Origin of the sequence: Stenotrophomonas sp., from assembly GCF_036662295.1 — a bacterium.
Taxonomy (GTDB): domain Bacteria; phylum Pseudomonadota; class Gammaproteobacteria; order Xanthomonadales; family Xanthomonadaceae; genus Stenotrophomonas.
Genome location: NZ_JAVWXA010000003.1, coordinates 16,119 through 35,990 on the forward strand (window position 1 = coordinate 16,119; position 19,872 = coordinate 35,990).

Genomic DNA, 19,872 nt, shown 5'->3' on the forward strand with positions numbered 1-19,872 from the left:
CATGGGGGCGCGGCAGGCACGCGCTTGCATGCCTGCCGCACGCTGCATCACCCCATCGACGGCCGGCCGCGATCGGCGGCCGCCGGTGTGGCATCGTTGCGATGCAACCACCGGTACAACACCGGCAACACCAGCAAGGTAAGCAGCGTGGAAGAGACGATCCCACCGATCACCACCGTGGCCAGCGGGCGCTGCACTTCCGAACCGGCGCCCACGTTGAAGGCCATCGGCACGAACCCGAGCGAGGCTACCAGTGCGGTCATCAGCACCGGGCGCAGCCGGCCGAGCGCGCCATCGCGCACCGCCTCTGCCAGCGGCATGCCGCCCTCGCGCAGCGCGCGCACGAAGCTGATCATCACCAGCCCGTTGAGTACCGCCACGCCCGACAACGCGATGAACCCCACCCCGGCCGAGATCGACAACGGGATGCCGCGCGCGGCCAGCGCCAGCACGCCGCCGGTCAGCGCCAGCGGCACGCCACTGAACACGATGGCCGCATCCTTCACCGAGCCGAACGCCCAGAACAGCAGCGCGAAGATGATCGCCAGGGTGAGCGGCACCACGATCGCCAGGCGCTGGCTGGCCGAGATCAGCTGCTCGAAACTGCCGCCGTACTCGATCCAGTAACCACTGGGCACCGCCACGTCGCGGCCGACGGCCTGCTGCAGCTCGGCCACGAAACTGCCCAGGTCGCGGTCGCGCACGTTGGCGGTGACCACGATGCGGCGCTTGCCGTTCTCGCGGTTGATCTGGTTGGGCCCTTCGCTGTTGGACAGGGTGGCCAGTTCGCGCAGCGGCACGGTGCGGGCGCTGCCGCTGGTCCAGCTGCCGCCGCGGCTGGATTCATCGGCATCGGCAACGGCGTCCGCACCGGGCAGCGACACCGGCAGGTCTGCCAGCGCGGCCGGGTCCTGGCGCAGCGTTTCAGGCAGGCGCACCACGATGTCGAAGCGGCGATCGCCCTCGAACAACTGCCCGGCCACCTGCCCGCCCACCGCGGTGGCCACGGTGGACTGCACCTGGCCCGGGTTGAGCCCGTAGCCGGCCAGTGCGGTGCGATCGGGCGTGACGGTCAACAGCGGCAGGCCGCTGGTTTCCTCCACCCGCACGTCGGCCGCGCCGGGCACCTTGCCGGCCACCGTGGCGATGCGCCTGCCCACGCCCAGCAGCGTGTCCAGGTCATCGCCGAACAGCATCACCGCCACGTCCGCGCGCACGCCGGAGATCAGCTCGTTGGTGCGCATCTGGATCGGCTGGGTGAACTCGTAGTTGTTGCCCGGCAACTGCGCCACCGCCGCTTCCAGTTCGGCCAGCAGCGCCGCCCGCGGCTTGCGCGGGTCCGGCCACTCCCTGCGCGGTTTCATCATGATGAAGGTGTCGGCCACCGACGGCGGCATCGGGTCGGAGGCCACCTCGGGCGTACCGATCTTGGAGAACACGATGTCCACCTCGGCGAACTTCACCAGCCGGTTCTCGATCTGCTTCTGCATGTCGATCGACTGGCTCAGGCTGGTGCCGGGGATGCGCATGGCATGCATCGCCACGTCGCCCTCGTCCAGGTTGGGCACGAACTCGCTGCCCAGGCGGGTGGCGAGCAGCCCGCAGCCCACCGCCAGCAGCAGCGCGCCGGCCACCATCCAGCGGCCACGGCGCAACGAGAACGCCAGCGCCGGCTGGTAGCGCCGGCGCACCCACGCCATCAGGCGGTTTTCCTTCTCCTGCACGCGCCCGCCCAGGAACAGCGCGATCGCCGCCGGCACGAAGGTCAGCGCCAGCACCATCGCGCCGGTCAGCGCCAGCACCACGGTGATCGCCATGGGATGGAACATTTTTCCTTCCACCCCGCTCAGCGCGAAGATCGGCAGGTACACCGCGGTGATGATGCCCAGCCCGAACAGGCTGGGGCGGATCACTTCGGCGGTGGCGCGGGCGGTTTCGGCGAAGCGCTCGGCCCGGGTCATGTCGCGGCCCAGTGCGTGCTGGCGCTCGCCGAACCGGCGCAGGCAGTTTTCGATGATGATCACCGCGCCATCGACGATCAGGCCGAAGTCCAGCGCGCCCAGGCTCATCAGGTTGGCCGAGACGCCGCCCCGGGCCATGCCGGTGAGGGTGAACAGCATGGCCAGCGGGATCACCGCGGCGGTGATCAGCGCCGCGCGGAAGTTGCCCAGCAGCGCGAACAGCACCACGATCACCAGCAGCGCGCCTTCGATCAGGTTCCTGGCCACGGTGGCGATGGTGCGGTCCACCAGCGCGGTGCGGTCGTAGCTGGCGGTGACGGTGACGCCCGCCGGCAGGCTGGCCTGCGCCTGCTTCAACCGCGCGGCGGCGGCTTGGGCCACCTCGCGGCTGTTGGCGCCGATCAGCATGACCACCGTGCCCATCACCACTTCGTGGCCGTTCTGGGTGGCCGCGCCGCTGCGCAGCTCCGGCCCCTCGCCCACCTCGGCCACGTCATGCACGTGGATCGGCACGCCCTCGCGGCGGGCCAGCACGATGTTGCCGATCTCCGCCAGGTTGGCCACCTGGCCGGGGATGCGCACCAGGAACTGCTGGCCGTTGCGCTCGATGTAGCCGGCGCCCACGTTCTGGTTGTTGGCCTGCACCGCCTGGGCCACGTCGTCCAGGGTGAAGCCGAGCGCGCGCAGCCGCGCCGGGTCCGGGGTGATGTGGACCTGGCGCTGGAAGCCGCCGATGGTGTTGACCTCGGTGACGCCCGGCACGTTGCGCAGCTGCGGGCGGATCACCCAGTCCTGCAGGGTGCGCAGGTCGGTGGCGGTGTAGGCGCTGCCATCGGGCTTGCGCGCGGCGGGATCGGCGTCGATGGTGTACATGAAGATCTCACCGAGGCCGGTGGAGATCGGGCCGAGCTGCGGGTCCAGGCCGTCGGGAATCTGCGATTTGACCTGCTGCAGGCGTTCGGCCACCTGCTGCCGCGCGAAGTAGATGTCGGTGCCGTCCTCGAACACCACGGTGACCTGCGACAGCCCATACCGCGACAGCGAGCGCGCCTGTTCCATGCGCGGCAGGCCGGCCATCACCGTTTCCACCGGATAGGTGATGCGTTGTTCGGTCTCCAGCGGCGAGTAGCCGGGGGCGGCGGTGTTGATCTGGACCTGGACGTTGGTGATGTCCGGGGTGGCATCGATGGGCAGCCGGGTGAAGCTCCAGATGCCCACCACCACCAGCATCGCGGTCAGGCACATCATCAGCCAGCGATGGGTGATGGCCGCGCCGATGATGCGTTCGAGCAGGCCGCTGCGTTCAATGCTCATGCGCGGCCCCCGCCTTGCCGATGTCGGCCTTGACCACGTAGCTCTGTTCGACCACCACTGCCTCGCCGGTCTTCAATCCGTCCAGCACTTCGACCTTGCCGGCATCGCGTGCGCCCAGGCGGACCACGCGCGCGGTGTAGGTGTCGCCCTCGCGCACGAACACGACGTCCTTGCCCTCCAGGGTCTGCAGCGCACTCAGCGGCACCACCTGCGCGGCCGGCTGGGTGGCCACCACGATGCGGGCCTTGACCGCCGCACCGGGGCGCCACAGGCCATCCTCGTTGCGCAGCGTGGCGCGCGCCACCGTGCTCTGGCTGGCGGTGGCGGTGCCGGGCAGCACGCGTTCGAGCGTGGTGGCCTGGCCGACCCCGTCGGTCATGCGCGACACGGTAACCGGTACGCCGGCGGTGATGTGCTGGGTGTCGTTGCCGAAGATATGCAGGTCGACCCACAGCATGGACAGGTCGCCGATCTCGAACAGCGGGGCGCCTTCGCCCGCCACGCCGCCCACCTGCGCCTGCCGCGCCAGCACGACCCCGCCGATCGGCGCGGTGACGGTGTAGGTGGTGAGGCTGAGATTGCTCTCGATGCTGGCCAGCACCTGGCCGGCGGCGACGCGGTCGCCGACGTTGGCGCGCAGCGTGCGGATGGGGCCGGGGAAGCGCGCCATCACCTGGGCCACGCGGCCATCGACCGGGGTGAGCAGGCCCTGCACGTCGTGTTCGTCGGCGATGGTGCCGGCGGCGACCGGCGCCACGCGGATGCCGGCCTGCTCGGCCATCGCCGCCTTGATGACGGTGCTGTCCGGTGCTTCGCCGGCGTGGGCGTCGTCATCGTCGTGCCCGGCCTGGCCATGGCCTGCGTCGTCGTGCGCGGCCTCGGCGGCGGCGGGCGCCGTGGTGTCCCGGGTGCAGCCGGCCAGCGCCAGCGCGAGCAGCAGGGCGGTGGCGAAGGGGGTGCGGGCGAGAAGGCGGTTCATCGGCGGTCCTCCATGGACTCGGCAGGGGGGGAGGCGCTGCCGGCGGCGGCGAGCATGCCCTGCCCGGTCAGTCGCTGGATTTCGATCAGCGCGGTCTGCGCGGCGATGGCCGCCTCCAGTTGGCGCTGGCGGGCGTCGATGCGCATGGCCTGCAACTGCGCCCATTCCATGTAACTGATCGCACCGGCACGCCACGCCTTCTCGGCGGCGTTCTCGGCACGCTTGAGCTGCGGCAGCACGTCGCGCGCCATGCGCGTGACCTCCAGCCGCGAGGTCAGATAGCGGCCATGCGCCTGCGCGAGCGTGGCGTAGAGCTGCAGCGCGCGCGCCTCGCGCTCCACGCCGTTGAGGGCCAGTTCGGCCTGGGCCGCGCGGATCTCCGGCTCGGCCCGCGCCACGCTGCCCAGCGGCAGGCTGAAACCGGCCATCAGCGAGGTGTCACGGCTGTCGCGGCTGTTGCGCACGCCCACCTGCCAGCTCGCATCCGGGCGCGCCGCCGTACGCGCCAGCTGCAGCTGCGCCTCGCGGATGCGGCGCTCGCCGGCCAGCAGGGCCAGCTCCGGGGTGCGTTGCAGGTCGTCGGCGAGCACCTCGAAGGCCTGCAGCGCGGGCAGTTGCAGCGGGTCGCCGGTCACCGCCTCGAAGCCGGGCTCGCGCTGGCGCCACAGCGCCGACAGGGCCGCGCGGGCGGACTGGTCGGCCTGGCGGGCGCGGTCGCGGTCCAGCTCGGCCTGGGCCTGCATGGCCTGGGCGGTGAACAGGACCGATTCGGGGGAGGCCCCAGCCTGCAGGCGCAGGCGCGCGGCGGCCACCGCGCGCGTGCGCTGCTCGATGTCGGTCTGGGCGATGGCCAGTTGCTGGCGCGCCTCGGCGATGGCCAGGTAGCGGCGCGCGACTTCGGCCATGAGGTCCAGGCGCGCGGTTTCGCGCTGCGGCGCCAGGCTGTCCAGGTTGGCCTGGGCCACGGCACGCCGGGCATCCAGTTTGCCGCCGCGTTCCAGCACGCCGGCCAGGGTGACGGTCAGCTCGGCGCTGCGCAGGCCGCTGGCCTCGCCGCTGCCGAGTGCGTTTTCAAGTTCCACGCCCACGGTGAGCGGCGGGCGCAGCGCGGCCGCGTCACGGCGTGCTTCCCAGACCGGGCGCTGCGCCTGCACCAGGCGCAGGTCGGGGTGATACGGGGCGACGCGCGCGATGGCGTCCTCGAGGGTCAACGGGTCGAGCGTGTCCGTGCCCTGCGCATGTACGCCGGGCACGAACGCGATGGCAGCCAAGGCTGCCAGGCGCATCCACATGGGGAATCTCCAGATAACGGGTCAGATGGACAACGGCGGCGCAGGGCCGCGTGGCATCAGGCCGCTATCGGGGGACGCAGCAGGCTTTCGGGCGGCTGGGTGCGCAGTTGCGCGTGCAGGCTGGTGGGCAGCGCATGCGCCGGCGCGGTCGGCAGCACCCACGGCATCGCCGCCATCGGCAGCACGCCGCCGTGGCCATGGCAGTGGCCGCAATGGACCAGGGTGTGCAGCAGGTCGTTGCCGTCGTGGTCGGGGCCTTCGCCGGCGGCGTCATCGGCCAGGTGCGCGGCATCGGCATGCAGGCTGATGTGGATGTCGGCCAGCGCCGAGGCCGTGGCCGTGCCGAACACGCCCAGCCCGACCGCGACCAGCATCAGCAGGCGCAGCAGCAGGGACGGACGGGGACGGGCATGGCGGAGCATGCCGGCAGGGTAGCGGGCCGCCGGTCCGTTACACAATCGCAGCGGGGTGGCGCGGTTCACGCATTGGTCGTTGCGGGTGCCGGCCTGGTCGCGCGCGGGGAGCCGCGCGCGTTCGGCGTTACCCGGCGGCTTTGCGCTGGGCGATGTAGGCCTGGATCTGCTGCTCGAGCACCGGCAGCGGCACCGAGCCCTGCTTGAGCACGGCGTCGTGGAAGCCCTTGACGTCGAACTTGTCGCCCAGCTCCTTTTCGGCCTGCGCGCGCAGGCGCACGATGGCGATCTCGCCCAGCTTGTAGCTCAATGCCTGCCCCGGCCAGGAGATGTAGCGGTCCACCTCGGTGGTCACTTCATGCTCGCTCAGCGCGGTGTGGTCGCGCAGGTAGGCGATGGCCTGCGCGCGGGTCCAGCCCTTGCTGTGCACGCCGGTGTCGATCACCAGGCGCGCGGCGCGCCACATCTCGTAGGTGAGGCGGCCGAAATCCTCGTACGGAGTTTCGTAGATGCCCATCTCCACGCCGAGCTTCTCGCAGTACAGGCCCCAGCCTTCGCCATAGGCGGAGATGTAGGCATTGCGGCGGAACTCGGGCTGCTCGCCCTGTTCGGCGGCCAGCGCGCCCTGCAGGGCATGGCCGGGGTCGGACTCGTGCAGGGTCAGCGCCGGCAGGTTGTACAGCGGGCGCGCCGGCAGGTTGTAGGTGTTGAGCCAGTAGGTGCCCATGCCGCCACGGCCGGCGGTCCAGAACGGGGCGATGTCCGGCGGCACCGGCACGATGGTGAAGCGCGCGCGCGGCAGGGTCATGTACTTGCCGATCACCCCGTCCACGCGCTTGGAGATCCACGCGGCGCGGTACAGCAGTTCATCGGGGGTCTTGGCGTAGAACTGCGGATCGGTGCGCAGGAAGGTGAGGAACTCGGCGAAGCTGCCCTTGAAGCCCACCTGCTGGATGATGCCGTTCATCTCGGCCTGGATGCGCGCCACTTCCTTCAGCCCGATCTCGTGGATCTGCTGCGGGGTGAGGTCCAGGGTGGTGTACTGGTGGATCTGCTGCTTGTAGTACGCCTTGCCGTCGGGCATCGCTTCGGCGGCCAGGGTGGTGCGCGCCTGCGGCACGTACTCGCCCACGAAGAAGGTGCGCAGCTTGGCGAAGGCCGGCACCACGCTGCCGGCGATGGCCTGGCGCGCCTGTGCCTGCAGCTGGGCCTGGTCGGCGGCCGGGATGCTGGCCGGCAGCTTCTTGAACGGGGCGTACAACGGCGAGGCGGTGGGGTCCTTCAGTTCGGACACGGTGGCGATGGAGACTTCGCGCCCGTCCAGCACCGCGCGCGGCACGCTGAAACCACGCTTGAGGCCGGCGCGCATGTTGTCGGTCTGCTGGTCGAAGTAGCGCGGCACATCGTTCAGGCGCGCGATGTAGTTGCGGTAGTCCTGCGCGGTCTTCATCTCGCGCCGGGCCATGAAGGACAGGTTGGACCAGAACGAGGAATCGGCATTGAACGGCATTTCATAGCCGCGCATGCGCACCTCGGCGGCGAGGTTGAACACCTGGTCGCGGTAGATGGCGTAGTTGATCTGGTTGTCGGCCGAGAGCGCTTTGGGGTCGATGGCATCCAGCTGTGCCAGCACCGCGTCCCACACCTTCAGCCGGGCCTGCTGGGCCGCCGCGCCCACGTCGGGCATGCGGGTGGCGTTGGCCGGGCCATCGGCGTCCTCGCTGGCTTCGCCGCCGCCGTCCTGGCGCCACGTCCATTCCTTCTCGTAGATCGCGCGGAACTGCGCGTCAGCCGCGCTTTCCGTCGCCAGGCTGGCCGGCGCCGGGGTCGGCGCGGCGGGCGCGGCGGCAAGGGCAGCGGTGGTCGGCAGGGCCAGGGCAAGCAGCAACGCGGAGAGCAGGGAGAATTTCACGATCAGCGGTTTCCGGTGGGCGGCAACCGCAGATCATGGCACCCGGGCAAGGGCCGCGCATGGATCAAAGGTCCTGCCCGCGCATCGGGCCGGACCGGGGTCCGGGCAACGGCCGGCACCCCGGCGCGGCAGGCGTGCGTGGCGCCACGCCCTGCTTGGGCACCGCTGCCTAATGCGCCGCCTTGTCGCGCTTCCAGCCGCGGTGGGCGATGTCCAGCTTGAGGCTGTACAGGGCGGTGAAGGCCGGGAACAGGTTCTGCAGCACACCCACCGAGTCCTGCTTGGCCGAGAACAGGAAGTAGCTCAGCGTCATCAGGCTGCCGACCACGCTCATGTACCAGAACAGCCGCGGGATCACCGGCTTGCCGGCGCGCCGGGAGGCGATGAACTGGACCAGCCAGCGGCCGCCGAACATCAGCGCGCCGGTGTAGCCGATGAGCTTCCAGCCGGTCACATGCAGGCCGGTCCAGTACAGCCACGTCAGGGGTTGGTCGAGCCAGTGCAGTTCCATCAGCGCTCTTCCACCGCGGTGCGCTTGCTGCGCGTGATCAGCCAGGCCACCCCGCGCAGGTCGCGGATGCCGACCAGGGCGCGGCCGAGGTTGTTGTACTTGGAGACACCGGCGGTGCGGTGGCGGTGGTTGACCGGCACGCTCACCGTCTGCCAGCCGGCCCGCTGCATCAGCGCGGGCAGGTAGCGGTGCATGTGGTCGAAGTAGGGCAGGTCCAGGAACGCCTCGCGCTCGAACAGCTTGATGCCGCACCCGGTGTCGGGGGTGTCATCGCGCAGCATGCGCGCGCGGATCGCGTTGGCCCACTTGCTGGCCCAGCGCTTGCTGCCCGAATCCTGGCGGTTGACCCGCCAGCCGGCGAACAGCTTCACCTGGGCATCGGCGGACGCGCGCGCGGCCAGCAGCCGCGGGATGTCGGCCGGGTCGTTCTGGCCATCGCCGTCGAGGGTGGCGATCCACGGCGCGCGCGCCTGCCGCACCCCGGTGCGCACGGCGGTGCTCTGCCCGCTCTGGCTCACGTGGTGCAGCACCCGCAACTCCGGGTTGGTGGCCTTGAGCGCCTGCAGCACGGCCAGGGTGTCATCGCGCGAGTGGTCGTCGATGTAGACGATCTCGAACGGGATCTGCCCGCGCAGGGCGGCGGTGATCTCATCGATCAGGGGTTTGACGTTGTCACGCTCATTGAAGACCGGGACGACGACCGACAACTGGGGTTGGCTCATGGTCGGGCTCTGCGAAGGGCCGGGATCGAAAAAGAGCGCGCATTCTCCGCGCCCGAGGTTATCCGAAGATGAATCGGCGGATGTGTGTCAGGCGTGATCGCCGAAATAAGCCTTGCACCAGGCCACCACGGGCGGCAGGCCGCGCTCGATCGGCGTGGCCGGTTCGTAGCCGAAGGCGTCATGGGCGCGCGTGGTGTCGGCCATGGTGCGGACCATGTCGCCGGGCTGCATGGGCTTGTAGACCTTGTGCGCCGGGCGGCCGGCGGCGGCCTCGATGACGCCGATGAAGTGTTCCAGCTCGATGGGGGTGTGGTTGCCCAGGTTGAACACACGGTGCGGCACGTCCTCGCCGGACGGATGCGCCAGCGCGCCGAGGATACCGGCCACGATGTCGGAAACATGTGTGAAGTCGCGCTGCATCTTGCCGTCGTTGAACACCTCGATCGGGCGCCCGGCCAGCACCGCGCGCGAGAACAGCAGCGGGGCCATGTCCGGCCGGCCCCACGGGCCGTACACGGTGAAGAAGCGCAGCCCGGTGGCGTGCAGGCCGTACAGCTGGGCGTAGGTGTAGGCCATCAGCTCGTTGGCCGCCTTGGTGGCCGCGTACAGCGAGCGCGGCTTGTCGATGCGCTGGTCCTCGGAGAACGGCGGGGTGGCCGAGTCGCCATACACCGAGCTGCTGGAGGCATACACCAGGTGCGCCACGCCGCGATGCCGGCACAGCTCGAGGATGTTGACGAAGCCGACCAGGTTGCTGTCCACGTAGGCGTGCGGGTTCTCCAGCGAGTAACGCACGCCGGCCTGGGCGGCCAGGTGGATCACGCCGGTGGGCTGCACCTCCTCGAACAACGCGGCCAGGCCTTGCCGGTCGGTGAGGTCGAGTGTGCGGATGTCCGCCTCCGGGCACAGCGCGGCCACGCGGTCGCGCTTGATCTGCGGATCGTAGTAGTCGTTGTAGTTGTCCAGCCCGACCACCGTCTCGCCGGCGTCGAGCAGGGCGCGGACGGTGTTGGCGCCGATGAAGCCGGCAGCGCCGGTAACGAGGAGGGTCATGGCAGCGGTTCCGGTGAGCTCAGGCGCACATTGTGCAACGTGCGGGCCCATCCGGCATGCCCGGCGGCCCGACGCGGCCACCGCCGCCGGTCACCACAGGGTGAGCGGCGCGTCCCGGGCCAGGGTGGCCTTGCGTTCCTTGCTGAAATCCCACCATGGGCGCGGGGCCTCGCCCTGCATGAAGCGCACGATCGACAGGAACACGTCGATCACGCACGGGTCGTGCATCACCCCGGTGCGCAGGCACAGCTGCGCGTACATGTCGTAGGCATCGCGTCCGCGCAGGTGCGCCGGCACGCGGATGCCGATCAGACGGAGATCTTTCTCACAGGCCGGCCCGACATTCGGCAGGTCGGTCAGACGCAACAGATGGTTGCGGTCGACCTTGGCTGGGTTCATTGCGTGCGGGGGATCCTCAGGTGCCGTTCGGGGCTCTCAGCCCTTCTGTGCGCGAAGTCGTTCGAGCACGCCATCCAGCGTGTCCAGGTCGGTGTAATGGATGATCAGCTTGCCCTTGCCGCCACGGCCGTGGTTGATCGCCACGCGGGCGCCCAGCGACTCGGACAGCTCGGTTTCCAGCGAGGCGATATCGGCCTGCGGCGCGCTGGCGGCCGGCTTGCGGCGCAGGTTGGCCGGCACCTTGCCCGCGGCGAACTGCTGCGCGCGGTGCTCCACCTCGCGCACCGACCAGCCCTGGTCGGCCGCTTCCTGGGCCAGCTTGCTGGCCAGCTCGGGGGCCAGGGTGAGCAGCGCGCGCGCATGGCCCATTTCCAGCCGGCGGGTTTCCAGCAGCAGGCGGATGGCGATCGGCAGCTCGAGCAGGCGCAGCAGGTTGGACACCGCCGCGCGCGAGCGGCCGACGGCCTGGGCGGCCTCGGCGTGGGTCAGGGCGAATTCGCTGATCAGGCGCTGCAGCGCCTCGGCTTCTTCGAGCGGGTTGAGGTCTTCGCGCTGGATGTTCTCGATCAGCGCCATCGCGATGACGGTGCGGTCTTCCAGCTCGCGCACCACCACCGGCACTTCATCCAGACCGGCCAGCTGCGAGGCGCGCCAGCGGCGTTCGCCGGCGACGATCTCGAAGCTGTCCGGGCCCAGCTGGCGCACCAGGATGGGCTGGATCACGCCCTGGGCCTTGATCGATTCGGCCAGCTCGGCGAGCTTGGTCTCATCCATGTCCCGGCGCGGCTGGTACTTGCCCGGCTGCAGGTGGCCCACCGGCAGCTTGCGCAGCACTTCGCCGGGTTGCGGTTCGATCACGGCCGCCGCCTGCACCTGAGTCACCGCGCCCTTGGGCCCCAGCAGCGCATCGAGGCCACGGCCGAGGCCGCGTTTCTTGCCGGGGGCGGGCTTGGTGCTCATCAGGCGGTCTCCACGGCCGTGTGGGCCTTGTTGCGTTGTTGGTGGCGGCGGATGATCTCGCCGGCCAGGCCCAGGTAGGCCACGCCGCCGCGCGAGGCGCGGTCGTAGCCGACGATGCTCTGCCCGTGGCTGGGCGCTTCGGCCAGGCGCACGTTGCGCGGCACGATGGTGCGGAACACCCGGTCGCCGAAGTGGTCGGTCAGTTCGGCCGAAACCGCGTTGGCCAGGTTGTTGCGCACGTCGAACATGGTGCGCAGCACGCCCTCGATCTCCAGGCTGGGATTGAGGTTGGCGCGCAGTGCCTCGATGGTTTCCACCAGCGCGCTCAGGCCTTCCAGCGCGTAGTACTCGCACTGCATCGGCACGATCACCGAATCGGCGGCGGCCAGCGCGTTCAAGGTGAGCAGCGACAGCGCCGGCGGGCAGTCGATCAGGATGAAGTCGTATTCGTCACGGACCGGGGCCAGCGCGCGCTTGAGGCGCTGCTCGCGCTCGCCTTGGTCCATCAGCTGGATCTCGGCGGCGGTCAGGTCGATGTTGCCCGGCAACAGGTCGAAGCCTTCCGGCGTGGTGACCCGGACCTCGACCGCGGTGGCTTCACCCAGCAGCAGGTCGCAGGTGGAGGCGGCCACTTCGCGCTTGTCCACGCCGCTGCCCATGGTGGCATTGCCCTGGGAATCGAGGTCGACAAGGAGCACGCGCTTGGGTGCAGCAGCCAGGGAGGCGGCCAGATTGACGGCGGTCGTGGTCTTGCCGACGCCACCTTTCTGGTTGGCGATGGCGATGATGCGGGCCATGCGGGTGAGCCTCATCGGCAGGGAGTGGGACTGGTCATTATGCGGTCATGGGGCGTGTCATGCACTGTGAGATGCGCGCCGGGGGCCGCCCGCACCCCGCCGGGCCGGCTGGCGATGCGCCCGGTGGACAGCGCATCGGCAACGGCGGCGGGGCTTGCCGCGCGATCCGGGCGTGCGCCCGCGCGCGCGCCGCGACGCCGCGCGATCACGCTCAGGGACCGGCCACCACCACCAGGTGGCGCTCGCCGGTGAGCCCGGGCACGTGCAGCGGCAGCACCTGCTCCACCGTCCAACCCGCCGGCAGCTGGGCGATTTCGTCATGCGGGTACTGGCCCTTCATGGCCAGCAGGCGGCCGCCGGGGCGCAGCAGGTGGCCACCGACCGCGATGATGCCGGCCAGGGTGTCCATCGCACGCGCGGTGAGGTGGTCGTAGTGACCGGGTTCGGCCAGGGCCTCGGCGCGCGACTCGGCCACCCGGGCGTTGTCCAGGCCGAGCTGGCGCACGGCCTCGCGCATGAAGCGGGCCTTCTTGCCGTTGCTCTCCACCAAGGTCACCTGCAGCTGCGGGCGCGCGATGGCCAGCGGGATGCCCGGCAGCCCGGGCCCGGTGCCCAGGTCGGCCAGGGTGCCGCTTTCCAGGTGCGGCTGCATGGCCAGCGAGTCGAGCAGGTGGCGGGTGACCATCTCCAGCGGATCGCGGATGGCGGTGAGGTTGTAGGTGCGGTTCCAGCGGTCGAGCAGGGCCAGGTAGGTGAGCAGCGGCGGCGCCAGCGCGGCGTCCAGATGCATCGCGGCCAGGCCACGCTCAAGCGCGTCGGCCACGCCGGCCGGGAGGGTGTGTTCGGTCATGCGGCGATTATCGCAGGTCAAAACCCGCATCGCTCAACGCGCGTGCCAGGCCAGCGCCGCGCGGAAGTCGGCAGCGGCCTGCCATTCGTGCAGGTGCCAGCGGCCGGGCGTGCCCAGTTCGGGATCGCACCAGGCCAGGTGCAGGGCCCCGCCGGGATCGGGGGCCAGCTGCAGCCGGTGCAGGCCGAAGGAGATGCCCTGCCCCTGCGCCTTGAGGATGGCTTCCTTGGCGCACCACACCCGGAAGAACCAGCCATGGCGGGTGGCCTCGTCCAGGCCGAGCAGCCAGGCTACTTCAGCCGGGTGGAAGAAGCGCTCGATGATCTCGCGCATGCGCGGGCGCGGGCGCAGCGGTTCCAGGTCCACGCCCAGCCGCACGCCTTCGCCTAGCGCGACCAGCAACAGGCCGTGGCTGTGGCTCCAGCCGGTGCCCAGGTGCGACAACGGCGCATGCAGCTCCGGGCGGCCACGGGCATCGCGCTGCAGCGGCAGGGTGGCCGGGTCGGCGCCGAGCGCGGCGGCCAGCAGCACCCGCGCCTGCGGCTCGCCACGCGGGCCGTCCACGTGCGGGCGGCACCAGACCGTGACCGGGCCGAACCGCCACTGGTCGGCGGCCGCGCTCATGCGTACGCCCGGTGAGTGCGGCTGCACGACGATTTCACGGGGGTTGCCGTCAACTGGCCCCGTTCTTCACGCAACCTGGGAGTCATGGCTATGGGCATCATCATCTGGCTGATCGTCGGCGGCATCGTGGGCTGGCTTGCCAGCATCATCATGAGGCGCGACGCGCAACAGGGCATCATCCTCAACATCGTGGTGGGCATCGTCGGTGCGCTGATTGCCGGCTTCCTGTTCGGCGGTGGCATCAACGAGGCGATCACGCTTCGCACGTTCCTGTTCTCGCTCATCGGTGCGGTGATCCTGCTGGCCATCGTGAATCTGTTCACGCGCAAAAGCATCCGCTGATCCTGGCGGCCACCGCTGCACGCACAAGGCCCGGCAATGCCGGGCCTTGTTTTTTGGGGCTCAGCCCAACTGCACCCAGGCCGGGGCGTGGTCGCTGGGCCGGTCCCAGGTGCGCGGCTCGCGATCGATGCCCGAGGCGATCGCGCGTGCCTTGAGCGCATCGGAGACCAAGGTCAGGTCGATGCGCAGCCCCAGGTTGCGGCGGAAACCAGCGGCGCGGTAATCCCACCAGCTGAAGATGCCCTCTTCTTCGCTGTGCAGGCGGAAGGCGTCGTGCAGGCCCAGCTGCAGCAGCTTGTTGAGCGCGCCGCGCTCGGCGGTGGAGGTGAGGATGTGGTTTTCGTTCCAGACCAGCGGGTCGTGCACGTCGCGCGCATCCGGGGCGATGTTGAAGTCGCCCATCACCACCAGCTCGGGGTACCGGGCCAGCTCGGCCTCCACCCACGCATGCACGGCCTCGAGCCAGCGCAGCTTGTAGGCGTACTTGTCGGTGCCGATGTCCTGGCCGTTGACCACGTACAGGTTGATGATGCGCACGCCGTTGACGGTGCCGGCGATGGCGCGCTTCTGCTCATCCTCGAAGCCGGGGATGCCGATCTGCACGTCCTGCGCCGGTTCGCGCGAGAGCAGTGCGACGCCGTTGTAGGTCTTCTGCCCGACAAACACGCTGCGATAGCCCAGCCCGGCCAGCACCGCGTCGGGGAACTTGTGGTCCTCCATCTTGGTTTCCTGGATGCCGACCACGTCCGGTGCGAACGCGGTGAGCCACTGTTCCAGGTGCGGCAGGCGCACGTTGAGGGAGTTGACGTTCCAGGAGGCGATTTTCATGGGCGCCATTCTACCGGGTAGCCACCGACCGTTGGTCGGTGCCGGGTCGTGCCGGTCGCTGGCCGGCAGCGCTGGGCGCCGGTCAGCGCACCATCGCCTTGAGCATCCCGGCAATCTTCGAATACGGCGGCTTGAGCAGGTCGCTGGCGGCCCAGCGCGACTGCCACAGGATCGGCAGCTGCTTGCTCAGCCCGTCGAAGCCGGCGCGGCCGTGGTAGGCGCCCATGCCGCTGGGGCCAACGCCGCCAAAGGGCAGGTCGTTGATGGCGAAATGCAGCAGGGTGTCGTTGACGGTGACGCCACCGGCCACCACCTGGCCGAGCACGCGCTCGACCGTGGCGCGCTGCTGGCTGAAGACATACAGCGCCAGCGGGCGGTCGCGGCCCTGCACCTCGGCCAGCGCCGCGTCCAGGTCCGGGTAGGCGCAGACCGGCAGGATCGGCCCGAAGATCTCCTCCTGCATCAGGTCCAGGTCGGCCGGCGGGTCGAGCACGATGGTCGGCACGATCAGGCGCTCGCGGGCGGCGCGTTCGGCCTCCACCGTGGCCAGCTCGATCACCGGCACGCCGCGTTCGCGCGCCTGGTCCAGGTACCCGCGCAGCCGCTGGTACTGGCCCTCGTGGATGATCCGGCTGTAGTCGGCCGCATCGCTGAAATCGCCATAGCGCGCGCGGACCTGGGTCTGCAGCTGCTGCACCAGCTCGCGCTGGCGGCGCCCGTCGATCAGCACGTAATCCGGGGCGATGCAGGTCTGCCCGGCGTTGAACCACTTGCCGGTGGCCAGGCGCGCGGCGGCCTTGTCCAGCGGGTAGTCGCTGCACACGATGGCCGGCGACTTGCCGCCCAGTTCCAGGGTGAGCGGGGTGAGGTGCTCGGCGGCGGCGGCCATGACCTTGCGGCCGATGGCGGTGGAACCGGTGAACACCAGGTGGTCCAGCGGCGAGCCGGCCAGTGCGCTGGCCAGGGCACCGTCGCCCTGCACCACCGCCACCCGATCGGCGGGAAACACGCCGGCCAGCAGCGCCTGCAGGAACGCGCTGGTGCGCGGCGTGTGCTCGGACGGCTTGAGGATGACGTGGTTGCCAGCGGCAATGGCGGTGGCCAGCGGGATCAGCGCCAGGTTGACCGGGTAGTTCCAGGGCGAGATCACCCCGACCACGCCCAGCGGCACCGCGCGGGTCTGCGCCCGGGCCGGCCAGAACCGCCAGCCCACCCCGACCCGGCGCGGGCGCGCCCAGCGGCGCAGGTGCTTGAGCAGGTGGTCGATCTCGTTGAGCACGGTCATGCCGTCGGCGATCAGCGACTCGTGGCGGGAGCGGTGGCCGAAATCGGCGGCGATGGCATCGGCCATCTGCGGCATCTGCGCCTTCAGCGCGGCGCGCAGGCGTTGCAGATCGTTGCGACGCTGGTCCAGCGACGGGCGGTTGGCCTGCCAGGCGCTGCGCAGGGTCTGGAGCAGCGCGGGCAGCGCGGCGGGATCGGTGTGGGCATCGCTCATGGGGCGACTATAGCGAGAGGATGCGTGAGCGCGTGTCACGGGAACGAAAAGGGCCGCGATTCGCATCGCGGCCCCTTGCTCATGCCGTGTGGCCCACCGTTACTTGGTGATGTCCACGCCGCGGGTTTCCTTCAGGAACAGGCCACCGATGACCACCGTCATGAGCGCGATGATGATCGGGTACCACAGGCCGTAGTAGAGGTTGCCGGTACCGGCCACCAGCGCGAAGGAAATCGCCGGCAGGAAGCCACCGAACCAGCCGTTGCCGATGTGGTACGGCAGCGACATGGAGGTGTAGCGGATGCGGGTCGGGAACAGCTCCACCAGGTAGGCGGCGATCGGGCCGTAGACCATGGTCACGTACAGCACCAGCAGCCACAGCATGAAGATCGTGCCGGGGATGTTGATGCGGGCGTTGTCGGCCTTGGCCGGGTAGCCGGCGGTGGTCAGCGCGGTCTTGAGCTCGGCACCGAAGGCGTCGGCCTTGGCCTTGCCCTCTTCCTTGGTCAGCCCGGCCGCCTCGTAGGAGGTGACGCTGGCACTGCCCACGTTGACGATGGCCAGCGAACCGGCCGCGGCCGGCTTGACCTCATACGGCACGCCGGCCTTGGTCAGTGCCGCGGTGGCCACGTCGCAGGAGCTGGTGAACTTGCGCATGCCGACCGGATCGAACTGGAACGAGCAGGTGTTCGGATCGGCCACGACCAGGGCCGGCGAGTTGGTGCGCGCTTCTTCGATGGCCGGGTTGGCGAAGTGGGTCAGGCCCTTGAAGATCGGGATGTAGGTGACGGCCGCCAGCAGGCAGCCGGCCAGGATGATCTTCTTGCGGCCGATGCGGTCGGACAGCCAGCCGAAGAAGATGAAGAACGGCACGCCCAGTGCCAGCGCGGCGGCGATCAGCAGGTAGGAGGTGGTGGCATCGACCTTGAGCATGCTGCTCAGGAAGAACAGCGCATAGAACTGGCCGCCGTACCAGACCACGGCCTGGCCGGCCGCGGCACCCAGCAGCACCAGCAGCATCAGCTTGAGGTTGCCGCCCTTGAGGCTGTCGCGGAACGGGGTCTTGGAACCCTTGCCCTCGGCCTTCATCTGCTGGAACAGCGGCGATTCGCTCAGCTGCAGGCGGATCCACACCGACACGCCCAACAGCACGATGGAGACCAGGAACGGGATGCGCCAGCCCCAGGCCTCGAAGGCTTCATTGCCCAGGAAATAGCGGCAGGCCAGGATGATCAGCAGCGACATGAACAGGCCCAGCGTGGCCGTGCACTGGATGAAGCTGGTGTACAGGCCGCGCTTGTCCTCGGGGGCATGTTCGGCCACGTAGGTGGCCGCGCCACCGTACTCGCCGCCCATTGCCAGGCCCTGGGCCAGGCGCAGCACGATCAGGATCACCGGGGCGGCAAAGCCGATCGAGGCGTAGTTGGGCAGCACGCCCACCAGGAAGGTGGAGATGCCCATGATCAGGATGGTGACCAGGAAGGTGTACTTGCGGCCGATGCGGTCGCCGAGGCTGCCGAAGAAGGCCGCGCCGAACGGGCGCACGAAGAAGCCGGCGGCGAATGCCAGCAGGGCGAAGATCATGCCCGTGGTTTCATTGACCCCGCTGAAGAACTGCTTGGCGATGATCGCCGCGAGCGAGCCGTACAGGAAGAAGTCGTACCACTCGAACACGGTGCCCAGGCTGGACGCGAAGATGACCTTCTTGTGTCCCTGGGTAAGCGTGGTTGGTGCAGGTGTCGTTGACATGGGAAGCATCCCCTCGGTAGTGCCGGCCGTTGGCCGGCCATCGCAGTGTTGGTGGTTTCACGCAGGTGCCGACCGTGGGCCGGCACGCATTCCTAGAAACTGTATTTGGTGGTGAACTGCAGGCGGTTGATGTCGCCCTTGCGCCCATCCTCGATCTCGCGCACGCCGTACATGTACTCCGCGCCGATATCCACCTTGGGCATCGGGGTATAGAAGATGTTGCCGCGGATGCTCTGCACGCTCTTGGTGACCAGCGGGCCGAGGCTGCCGTCGTTGTCGTAGTCGCTGCGCGCGTAGATCAGGTTGGTGCGCAGCTTGGGGCTGAAGGCATGGCGCCAACCGACATAGCCGGCCAGCACGCCGGTGGGGTTGAGTTCGTCGCGGGCCACGTCGTAGGCGGTGTCGGCGGTGATGCCCAGGCCGACGTAGCGGGCGATGCCTTCGCCGCCGCTGACCTGGTAATGCAGGGTGTCGGTGCTGCCCATCACCCACTTGCCGCCCAGGGTGAGGCCGCCGCCGATCTTGTCCGCATCGGCGCCGGTGGCCTGGTTGTCCACCTTGAGCTGGCGCACGATCGCGCCGACACCGAAGGTGCCCCAGTCGCCCTTCCAGCCGTAGCGCAGGGTCAGGTCCGGCAGCGAGCCGCGGTCGGAATTGCTGGCCGCGTTGCTCCACGCCCCGGTGACCGGGTTGCGGGTGCCGGTGAGCACGGTGGTTTCCGGGTTTTCCAGCGCGACGCTGAAGCCGCCCTGGGTGTAGCGGATCTGGGCCTGGCGCACGAACAGCACGCCGTCGGTGGGGCCGACGAAATCGACCGCTTCAGGCAGCGAGGCGGCGTCCATGAAGTTGGACCAGGTCTGGCCGGCCATCCAGTTGTTCCAGTACATGTAGGCGTGACGCAGGGTCACCCCGTAGGTATTGGTGGCGGTCTGGCTGCCCAGCGAGTTGCCGAAGAAATCCATCTCGAAGAACGCGCCGGCCTTGTTGCCGCCTTCGCTGACGTTGTCGATGCCCAGGTTGAAGCGCGAGAACTTGGCGTGGGCGTTGTAGTCCACGTCCGAGCGCTTGCCGCTGCCGCCGGCACCGGCCACCGGAGTCTGGCCCGGCAGGTACAGCGCGCGGCCGGTGGCATCGTCGGCCAGCTGGCCATCGCCGGTCTGGGTGGCCAGGAAGTCGGCCTTGATGAAGCCACCGATCTTGACCGTGGTGCCCGGCGCGGCGCCCGGGGTGATGGTGGTGACCTGGATCGGCTGCTTGCCGGCGGGCACCTGCGCGGCCATCGGCTGCTGGGCCTGCACGGTCTTGACCGCGCTGACCTCGGTCTGGGTCTGGCTGATCTGCGCCTGTTGCTGCTGGCTGTTGGACACCAGCATCTGCACCTGCCGCTCCAGCTCGGCGATGCGGGCTTCCAGGGCCTTTTCCTTGGCGGTATCGGCGAACGCCATGCCTGGCGCGAGCAATGCGACGAACATGGCGGCGGCCAACGGCCGGCGTGTCGTCTTGAGAATACGGTGGCTCATGTTGCCCTCTCTCCCGGGTGGCAAGTCGAACGCCGCGCTGGGCGCGGTCGAACCGACAGTGCGGCCGCCACGCGATGGGAGCTATTGGCCATTAGTCGTACGCGCCCCATCGGGGCGCGTACGACGCGGGCGCCACCGGCGACCGCAA

18 protein-coding genes are annotated in these 19,872 nt (G+C 69.7%); 1 reads left to right on the forward strand and 17 read right to left on the reverse strand.

Annotated features, from left to right (window positions below; translation table 11 throughout):
- Positions 1–47 precede the first annotated feature (47 nt).
- From RSA25_RS01120 to RSA25_RS01180, 13 genes are all read right to left on the reverse strand, one after another.
- Entirely contained in the window at positions 48–3,254 is a 3,207-nt protein-coding gene (locus RSA25_RS01120; protein ID WP_332807128.1) for a CusA/CzcA family heavy metal efflux RND transporter, read from the reverse strand.
- 10 nt (positions 3,255–3,264) lie between these two features.
- The gene (locus tag RSA25_RS01125; protein WP_332807080.1) at positions 3,265–4,254 is read right to left on the reverse strand and encodes an efflux RND transporter periplasmic adaptor subunit; all 990 of its coding nucleotides are present in this window, start codon (positions 4,252–4,254) and stop codon (positions 3,265–3,267) included.
- Complete coding sequence (locus RSA25_RS01130; RefSeq protein WP_332807081.1) at positions 4,251–5,546, reverse strand: TolC family protein; 1,296 nt, start codon at positions 5,544–5,546, stop codon at positions 4,251–4,253. The genes RSA25_RS01125 and RSA25_RS01130 overlap by 4 nt, the downstream gene beginning before the upstream one ends.
- A gap of 56 nt (positions 5,547–5,602) precedes the next feature.
- Positions 5,603–5,968, reverse strand: a complete 366-nt coding sequence (locus tag RSA25_RS01135; RefSeq protein ID WP_332807082.1) for a DUF2946 family protein — start codon at positions 5,966–5,968, stop codon at positions 5,603–5,605.
- 118 nt (positions 5,969–6,086) lie between these two features.
- On the reverse strand, positions 6,087–7,835 hold the full coding sequence (locus RSA25_RS01140) for a DUF885 family protein (protein WP_332807129.1): 1,749 nt from the start codon (positions 7,833–7,835) through the stop codon (positions 6,087–6,089).
- A gap of 205 nt (positions 7,836–8,040) precedes the next feature.
- Positions 8,041–8,382 (reverse strand): lipid-A-disaccharide synthase N-terminal domain-containing protein, encoded by a 342-nt coding sequence (locus RSA25_RS01145; RefSeq protein WP_332807083.1) that lies wholly within the window; start codon positions 8,380–8,382, stop codon positions 8,041–8,043.
- A complete protein-coding gene (locus tag RSA25_RS01150; RefSeq protein ID WP_332807084.1) occupies positions 8,382–9,104 on the reverse strand; it encodes a glycosyltransferase family 2 protein in 723 nt (240 codons plus the stop codon). The genes RSA25_RS01145 and RSA25_RS01150 overlap by 1 nt, the downstream gene beginning before the upstream one ends.
- An 87-nt stretch (positions 9,105–9,191) precedes the next feature.
- The gene (locus RSA25_RS01155; protein WP_332807085.1) at positions 9,192–10,157 is read right to left on the reverse strand and encodes an NAD-dependent epimerase/dehydratase family protein; all 966 of its coding nucleotides are present in this window, start codon (positions 10,155–10,157) and stop codon (positions 9,192–9,194) included.
- A gap of 90 nt (positions 10,158–10,247) precedes the next feature.
- Positions 10,248–10,556 (reverse strand): helix-hairpin-helix domain-containing protein, encoded by a 309-nt coding sequence (locus tag RSA25_RS01160; RefSeq protein WP_332807086.1) that lies wholly within the window; start codon positions 10,554–10,556, stop codon positions 10,248–10,250.
- Between the two features lie 36 nt (positions 10,557–10,592).
- A complete protein-coding gene (locus RSA25_RS01165) occupies positions 10,593–11,516 on the reverse strand; it encodes a ParB/RepB/Spo0J family partition protein (protein WP_332807087.1) in 924 nt (307 codons plus the stop codon).
- Positions 11,516–12,313, reverse strand: a complete 798-nt coding sequence (locus tag RSA25_RS01170; protein WP_332807088.1) for a ParA family protein — start codon at positions 12,311–12,313, stop codon at positions 11,516–11,518. Before RSA25_RS01170 ends, RSA25_RS01165 begins: the two co-directional genes overlap by 1 nt.
- Before the next feature lie 211 nt (positions 12,314–12,524).
- Positions 12,525–13,163: a 16S rRNA (guanine(527)-N(7))-methyltransferase RsmG gene (rsmG, locus tag RSA25_RS01175; protein WP_332807089.1), complete on the reverse strand. Its 639-nt coding sequence runs from the start codon at positions 13,161–13,163 to the stop codon at positions 12,525–12,527.
- A gap of 33 nt (positions 13,164–13,196) precedes the next feature.
- Positions 13,197–13,787 carry a 4'-phosphopantetheinyl transferase superfamily protein gene (locus tag RSA25_RS01180; protein ID WP_332807090.1) on the reverse strand — a complete coding sequence of 197 codons (591 nt, stop codon included), beginning with the start codon at positions 13,785–13,787 and terminating at the stop codon, positions 13,197–13,199.
- 90 nt (positions 13,788–13,877) lie between these two features.
- On the opposite strand from RSA25_RS01180, the gene RSA25_RS01185 reads away from it, so the two are divergent.
- Complete coding sequence (locus tag RSA25_RS01185) at positions 13,878–14,129, forward strand: GlsB/YeaQ/YmgE family stress response membrane protein (protein ID WP_312735528.1); 252 nt, start codon at positions 13,878–13,880, stop codon at positions 14,127–14,129.
- Positions 14,130–14,189: 60 nt separating this feature from the next.
- Here RSA25_RS01185 and xth read toward each other — a convergent pair whose 3' ends face one another.
- The 4 genes from xth to RSA25_RS01205 form a co-directional block, all read right to left on the reverse strand.
- Positions 14,190–14,957 (reverse strand): exodeoxyribonuclease III, encoded by a 768-nt coding sequence (xth, locus tag RSA25_RS01190; protein ID WP_332807091.1) that lies wholly within the window; start codon positions 14,955–14,957, stop codon positions 14,190–14,192.
- Positions 14,958–15,039: 82 nt separating this feature from the next.
- The gene (locus RSA25_RS01195; RefSeq protein ID WP_332807092.1) at positions 15,040–16,455 is read right to left on the reverse strand and encodes a coniferyl aldehyde dehydrogenase; all 1,416 of its coding nucleotides are present in this window, start codon (positions 16,453–16,455) and stop codon (positions 15,040–15,042) included.
- Positions 16,456–16,554: 99 nt separating this feature from the next.
- On the reverse strand, positions 16,555–18,204 hold the full coding sequence (locus tag RSA25_RS01200; protein WP_332807093.1) for an MFS transporter: 1,650 nt from the start codon (positions 18,202–18,204) through the stop codon (positions 16,555–16,557).
- A gap of 92 nt (positions 18,205–18,296) precedes the next feature.
- Positions 18,297–19,724, reverse strand: coding sequence for a DcaP family trimeric outer membrane transporter (locus RSA25_RS01205; protein WP_332807094.1), 1,428 nt, complete (start codon positions 19,722–19,724; stop codon positions 18,297–18,299).
- Positions 19,725–19,872: the final 148 nt, after the last annotated feature.

Bases quoted from the DNA above. Each gene is read 5' to 3' on its own strand.
- RSA25_RS01200 (WP_332807093.1), bottom strand. From the start codon at position 18,204: ATGTCAACGACACCTGCACCAACCACGCTTACCCAGGGACACAAGAAG.
- RSA25_RS01145 (WP_332807083.1), bottom strand. From the start codon at position 8,382: ATGGAACTGCACTGGCTCGACCAACCCCTGACGTGGCTGTACTGGACC.
- RSA25_RS01135 (WP_332807082.1), bottom strand. From the start codon at position 5,968: ATGCTCCGCCATGCCCGTCCCCGTCCGTCCCTGCTGCTGCGCCTGCTG.
- RSA25_RS01170 (WP_332807088.1), bottom strand. From the start codon at position 12,313: ATGGCCCGCATCATCGCCATCGCCAACCAGAAAGGTGGCGTCGGCAAG.
- RSA25_RS01180 (WP_332807090.1), bottom strand. From the start codon at position 13,787: ATGAGCGCGGCCGCCGACCAGTGGCGGTTCGGCCCGGTCACGGTCTGG.
- RSA25_RS01150 (WP_332807084.1), bottom strand. From the start codon at position 9,104: ATGAGCCAACCCCAGTTGTCGGTCGTCGTCCCGGTCTTCAATGAGCGT.
- RSA25_RS01130 (WP_332807081.1), bottom strand. From the start codon at position 5,546: ATGTGGATGCGCCTGGCAGCCTTGGCTGCCATCGCGTTCGTGCCCGGC.
- RSA25_RS01205 (WP_332807094.1), bottom strand. From the start codon at position 19,724: ATGAGCCACCGTATTCTCAAGACGACACGCCGGCCGTTGGCCGCCGCC.
- RSA25_RS01165 (WP_332807087.1), bottom strand. From the start codon at position 11,516: ATGAGCACCAAGCCCGCCCCCGGCAAGAAACGCGGCCTCGGCCGTGGC.
- RSA25_RS01185 (WP_312735528.1), top strand. From the start codon at position 13,878: ATGGGCATCATCATCTGGCTGATCGTCGGCGGCATCGTGGGCTGGCTT.
- xth (WP_332807091.1), bottom strand. From the start codon at position 14,957: ATGAAAATCGCCTCCTGGAACGTCAACTCCCTCAACGTGCGCCTGCCG.
- RSA25_RS01195 (WP_332807092.1), bottom strand. From the start codon at position 16,455: ATGAGCGATGCCCACACCGATCCCGCCGCGCTGCCCGCGCTGCTCCAG.
- RSA25_RS01155 (WP_332807085.1), bottom strand. From the start codon at position 10,157: ATGACCCTCCTCGTTACCGGCGCTGCCGGCTTCATCGGCGCCAACACC.
- RSA25_RS01125 (WP_332807080.1), bottom strand. From the start codon at position 4,254: ATGAACCGCCTTCTCGCCCGCACCCCCTTCGCCACCGCCCTGCTGCTC.
- RSA25_RS01160 (WP_332807086.1), bottom strand. From the start codon at position 10,556: ATGAACCCAGCCAAGGTCGACCGCAACCATCTGTTGCGTCTGACCGAC.
- rsmG (WP_332807089.1), bottom strand. From the start codon at position 13,163: ATGACCGAACACACCCTCCCGGCCGGCGTGGCCGACGCGCTTGAGCGT.